The organism is Longimonas sp. (assembly GCF_040409695.1).
Lineage (GTDB): Bacteria > Bacteroidota > Rhodothermia > Rhodothermales > Salinibacteraceae > Longimonas.
In genome coordinates this window covers 1-6,189 of record NZ_JARWGJ010000147.1, presented here as the reverse complement: position 1 = coordinate 6,189, position 6,189 = coordinate 1, and the positions used below count along the sequence as shown (strand labels likewise).

Below are 6,189 nucleotides of genomic sequence, written 5' to 3'. Positions count from 1 at the left end.
CAGCATATTTCGTGAAGGGGGATACAGGCGCTTCGCATCCTTCATCATTTGCATCCTCCACTCCCTGCCCCTGTATCGGCGTCTGGGCGGAGTATTCACAGCTCTGTAACGCCTCATGTTACCAGACGTCTAAACGGTCACATCACTGGCGAACCCTTTGTATCCGTCTACATGTTCGATTAAATGTACAAATACAGTTAGCTCTCAAGCTCCTCGATCGATTTTGAGTCTTTCATGAACGCCTCAGCACATATCACCTGGTGGAAACGCCCCGTCGCCTGGATTGCCCTTGTGGGCGTACTGGCTGTGATCGGAGTGCTCCTGCTTCCGCAGGATGGCGCTTCAGAGAGCGCATCCAGCGACGACGCGGCGGACGAGTCCGCTCAGTCAGCAAACGATGCGTTGCAGGTCGACGCCGTCATTGTACAGCCCACCCGCATCGACGAGCAGGTGCGGAGCACAGGCACCCTGCGTGCCGACGAGTCGGTCGATCTTGCGGTAGAAGCATCGGGCCGCATCACAACGCTGCAGCTGCGTGAAGGCCAGATGGTGCAGGAGGGCGAGCTGCTGCTTGCTGTGTCGAACGGCGACCTGCAGGCCGAAAAGCGACGCCTGCAGGCCGAAAAGACGCTGGCCGAAGCACGCGAAGCGCGCCAGGCGCGCCTGCTTGAGGAAGGCGGCGTGAGCCAGGAGACCTACGACGCCACACGCAACGAGGTCGAGGTCTTGCAGGCACAGCTTGAGGGCGTCGAGGCACGCATCGAGCAGACGCAGATCCGTGCGCCGTTTACCGGGCAGCTCGGGCTTCGCTACGTGAGCCGCGGGAGCTACATCTCTCCCGATACCCGCATTGCCACGCTGCAGCGCACCGACCCCATGAAAGTCGACTTCTCGATTCCTGAAAAATATGCCGGACAGGCACAGCCCGGCCAGCCGGTCACGTTCTCGGTCCGCAACAGCGACGCCAGCTACACCGGCGAGGTCGTTGCTATTGAGCCGCGTATCAGCGACGAAACCCGCTCGCTGCGGGTCCGTGCCCGCGCCGAAAATGGAACCGGCAGCCTAAATCCTGGCTCGTTTGCCGACGTAACGCTTACGCTCGGCGCCATGGAAGATGCTCTGGTCGTCCCTAATTTTGCGCTCGTTCCCAACCTGGGCGTGCAGCGTGTCTTCGTATACCGCGACGGCACCGCACAGCCGCAGGAGGTATCGATCGGGATGCGCACCGATCGCACCATACAGATCGTTGAAGGGCTTGCCCCAGGCGACACCGTCATCACATCGGGCATTCAGGAGCTGCGCCCCGGCCGCGAGGTCGCCCTGCGCGACGTCTCCGAGTCGGCTCGTGAGCCTGTGGCCGACGACTTCACCTCGAACGACTAATCATCGCGCGACTTTCCACCGGATCTCCCACCGGCCCGCCCTGTCATGGCCCTGTACTCGCTTAGCATTGAACGCCCCGTCCTCTCCACGGTGATGGCGACTCTGATCGTCATCTTTGGGGCGATCGGATTTTTCTTTCTGGGGGTGCGCGAATATCCGTCGGTCGACCCGCCGGTCATTAGCGTATCCACCAACTACGCCGGAGCCAACGCCGACGTCATCGACGCGCAGATCACCGAGCCGCTTGAAGAACAGCTCAACGGTATCGAAGGGATTCGCACGCTCACCTCGGTAAGCCGCGAAGGGCGCTCTACCGTCACCGTTGAGTTCGATATCGGCTCTGACCTTGAGCGCGCAGCCAACGATGTGCGCGACCGGGTGTCGCGCGCTCAGGGCCGTCTGCCTCCGGATGCCGATCCCCCCACCGTATCGAAGGCCGATGCCGACGCCCAGCCGATCGTTTTTCTCAACATCAGCAGCGACTACCGCAACCTGCTGGAGCTGACCGAGCTGGCCGATAACCGCTTCAAGGAACGCTTGCAGACGATTGAAGGCGTGAGCCGCGTCGACATCTGGGGGTCGAAAGAGTATGCGATGCGCCTGTGGATCGACCCGCAGCGGCTCGCCGCCTACCAGCTCACGCCCCAGGACGTGCGCGCTGCGCTTCAGCGCTCAAACGTAGAGCTGCCTTCCGGACGCATCGAAGGGCGTGATATTGAGCTTACAGTGCGTACGCAAAGCCGCCTTGAAACCGAAGACGACTTCAACGACCTCATCCTGAAGCAGTCGCCCGATGGCGAGATCGTGCGGCTTCAGGACGTAGGCTATGCCGAGATCGGCGCACGAAACGAGCGCACGCTGCTGCGACGCGACGGAACGCCCATGGTCGGCGTAGTGCTACGCCCCCTGCCCGGCGCCAACTATATCGACATCGTCGACGAGTTCTATGATCGGGTTGAGGTGATCGAAGCCGACCTGCCCGCCGATATCTCGTTGGGCATCGGATTCGACACCACAACGCAGATCCGGCAGAGCATCGCCGAGGTGCAGCAGACCATCTTCATTGCGCTGCTGCTGGTCATCCTCGTCATCTTCGGCTTCTTGCGCGACTGGCGCTCTACGATCATCCCGCTGCTGGTCATTCCCGTGGCGCTGATCGGGTCGTTCTTCGTGATGTACATGGCCGGGTTCTCCATCAACGTACTTACGCTGCTGGCCCTGGTGCTCGCCATCGGGCTTGTCGTCGATGACGCGATCGTGGTCCTCGAAAACATCTATGCCAAGCTCGAAGAAGGCCACGCCCCGATCGACGCAGGCATCATCGGCACCCGCGAGATTTTCTTCGCAGTGGTGGCCACCTCCATCTCGCTCGTCGTAGTGTTTCTGCCCATCATCTTCTTGGGGGGGCTCACCGGACAGCTCTTTCAGGAGTTCGGGCTCGTCATTGCAGGCGCTGTGGCGATCTCGTCGTTCGTGGCGCTTACCTTCACACCGATGATCTCTACGCGGCTCTTGAAGAAGCGCGAAACGCAGCCCTGGATGTACCGCAAAACGGAGCCGTTCTTTGAGTGGATCAACGAGAAGTACCGGCGCTCCCTCGAAGTCTTCATGCGCAAGCGCTGGACGGCCTTCGGCGTTATCGCGGTATGTGGCATTATTATCGGCGGACTCTACAGCGTGCTCCCCGAAGAGCTGGCCCCGCTCGAAGACCGGAGCAGCCTGCGTGCCTTTGCTCAAGCACGCGAGGGCGCTACCTATGAGTACATGGACGCCTACATCATGAGCCTCTACGAAACGGTACAGCGGGAAGTCCCTGAAACGGAGGCTATAATCACCGTAACCTCTCCTGGATTCGGCGCATCCAGCTCTGTCAACAGCGGATTCATGCGCATCCAACTGGTTGAGCCCGGCGAGCGCGACCGCAGCCAGGCCGAGATCGCCGACGCGCTCACGCAGGCCGTACGCCAGATGGATGGTGCCCGCGCGTTCATCTCGCAGGAACAGACCATCTCGGTAGGCTCGCGAGGCGGACAGCCTATTCAGTATGTGATTCAGGCCCCCAACCTGCAGCTTCTCGAAGAAACGCTGCCTGCGTTCATGGAGCGCGCCCGCCAGTCCGACGCGTTCACCTTCCTGGACACGAATCTGAAGTTCAACAAGCCCGAGATCGACGTCACAATCGACCGGGAGCGGGCGGACAACATCGGCGTGTCGGCCCTCGACATAGCCGAGACCCTGCAGCTCGCACTGAGCGAGCAGCGCCTTGGGTTCTTCACGCGCGACGGCCAGCAGCGCGACGTTGTGGCCCAGGTGGAGCGCGCCGACCGAAACGAGCCAACCGACCTGCTGAACCTGTACGTGCGCTCCAACAGCGGCGAGCCGGTCATACTCGGCAACATCGTAAGCATCGAAGAGCAGGCCAACCCGCCTCAGTTGTTCCGATTCAACCGGTTCCAGTCGGCCACCGTCGAGGGGCAGCTGGCCCCCGGATACAGCATTGCCGACGGTATCAGCGAGCTGGATGCGGTTGCGAACGAGGTGCTTGGCCCGTCGTTCTCAACGGCTCTCGACGGCCAGTCGCGCGACTTTCAAGAAACGTCGAACCAGCTGCTCTACGTGTTTGGACTTGCGCTGGTGCTCATCTATCTGGTGCTCGCTGCTCAGTTCGAGAGCTTTCGTGACCCGTTTACGATCTTGATCACCGTTCCGCTTGCGCTAACCGGGGCGCTGGCTTTCCTCTGGGTGTTTGGGCAGTCGCTCAACATCTTTAGCCAGATCGGAATCGTAATGCTGGTTGGACTTGTTGCCAAAAATGGAATCCTGATTGTCGAGTTTGCCAATCAGCGCAAGGCCGCCGGACTAAGCATCGACGAGGCCATCACCGAAGCCGCCGCCGTACGCTTCCGCCCCATTCTCATGACGGCTTTCTCGACCATCCTCGGGGTGCTTCCAATCGCTCTTGCCATTGGCGCCGGGGCCGAGAGCCGCATCCCGATGGGGCTGGTCGTTATTGGCGGACTGGTTGTAGGCACCTTCCTTTCGCTCTACATCATCCCTGCAATGTATACCTATCTGACCAGCGCCGACGCGGGCGCTAAGATGGCTACTGCCTCAGCCGCTGGCGGTGGCAGCGTTGGCGACGGTATCGCTGGCGATGGCAGCGGAAGTGGAACCATACCCGACGTTTCTGAACCCGACGTCTCCGACCCAACCTCAAGCGGCCCATCCGCATAGGCCGTGCGAGCTTTCTTTTCGATAGTACCACCACTTGTTTACGCCCCCTGTGTATGACCCATCGGCTCTGTGTGTGCGCCATCTGGTTTCTTGTCTGCCTGTCTGTAGGCGCTATGCCCGAGGCAGGGGCACAGGCGGTCGGCACCTCAGGGGATGCGGGCGAGCCGCTCCGCCTCGACGACGTGCTGAACGAGGCCATGCGTAACAACCCCGACGTGCAGATTGCAGAGAACGAGGCCGCCATCGCTGCACGTGATGCCTCGCTCGGAAACGCCGGTTTTCTGCCTGAGCTCTCGGTGCAGGCCCGCTACAACGAAACCATTAGCGACACCGAGCAGCAGTTTCGCGGGCAAGACAGCGAGGAGATCACCGGGGCCCGAACAACGAACACCGGAGCCGATGCAAATCTGTCGTGGCGCGTGTTCGACGGACTCGGGCGCTTTGCCACGCTCAGCCAGCTTCGTGCCGAGCGCCGTGCCGCCCAGGAGCGCAGCCGCTCTGCAACCGACCAGCTCCTTACCGATGCAGCGCTTGCGTACTACCGGGTCGCGCGCGAGCAGCGGCAGCGCACCGTGCTGCAGGAAGCCGTAGAGGTATCACAGGAGCGGCTCCGCATCGCTGAGCTGCGCAACGAAGTAGGCTCAGCCTCCGACCTGGAAGTTCGTCAGGCCCAGGTCGACCTGAACGCCGATCGGTCGGCCTTGCTGCGCCAGGAATCGGCTCTCGAATCCGCTAAGGCTGACTTGAACCGCGTGCGAGGACGCCGCACGACCGCCACAAACTTTACTGTTGACATCGCGATCGACATCGATGACACCCTGGTGCCTGAACAGCTGCGCCAGTCGCTCGAACGCACAAACCCCGTGCTACTCCAGGCGCGGTCGGCTCTACGTGCGGCCGAGCAAGAGCATCAGGCGATCCGAGCAGAACGCCTTCCCTCGCTCGATGCAAGCATCGGCTATGGGGTGAGCCGTACCGACTCGGAGAGCGGCTTTCTGATACAGAGCACCAGCTACGACCTGACATATGGGCTGTCGCTTCAGCTTCCAATCTTTACCGGATTCGAGCGGCAACGCCGGCGCCAGAACGCCCAGGTGCGCATCCGTAACGCCGAACTGGCTGTGACCGATGTGGAGTCGGAGCTGCTCGCGGTGCTGACCCGCGCATACGCCGAGTATCAGAACCGGCTGGATGTGGTTGCGCTTGAGACTGAAAACCTGGAGATCGCAACAGCGAATGTCGATATTGCACTGGAGCAGTTTCGGCTGGGCGATATCTCCTCGATCGAGCTGCGCGAGGTGCAAGAACAGGCCATCCGTGCCGAAAGTCAGCTGGTCGGCGCCCGCTTTGATGCCAAGCAGGCCGAGCTTACACTGCGTGAACTCAGCGGCACTATACAGACTGACTTGCTACCGCAGCCCAATACCGATATGTAGTTCTTTCGTGTAGCCCTTTCGTGTAACAGCTGTCTCCGTCCTCTGCAGAGCGTGTGAAGTCTCATGTATGTAGATGCGGTAGTGGGTAGACGCTAAGTGATAAGGCTATCAGACACTGCAGGTTTGTCTTGTTCAA

At 61.0% G+C, this 6,189-nt stretch carries 3 protein-coding genes; all 3 read left to right on the top strand.

Annotated elements, in window-relative coordinates; all coding sequences use genetic code 11:
* Positions 1 to 234: 234 nt before the first annotated feature.
* On the top strand, positions 235 to 1,383 hold the full coding sequence (locus tag PPP56_RS09075) for an efflux RND transporter periplasmic adaptor subunit (RefSeq protein ID WP_353563722.1): 1,149 nt from the start codon (positions 235 to 237) through the stop codon (positions 1,381 to 1,383).
* 45 nt (positions 1,384 to 1,428) lie between these two features.
* Positions 1,429 to 4,617, top strand: a complete 3,189-nt coding sequence (locus PPP56_RS09070) for an efflux RND transporter permease subunit (protein WP_353563721.1) — start codon at positions 1,429 to 1,431, stop codon at positions 4,615 to 4,617.
* Positions 4,618 to 4,730: 113 nt separating this feature from the next.
* Positions 4,731 to 6,053: a TolC family protein gene (locus tag PPP56_RS09065; RefSeq protein ID WP_353563720.1), complete on the top strand. Its 1,323-nt coding sequence runs from the start codon at positions 4,731 to 4,733 to the stop codon at positions 6,051 to 6,053.
* The last annotated feature ends 136 nt before the right edge of the window (positions 6,054 to 6,189 follow it).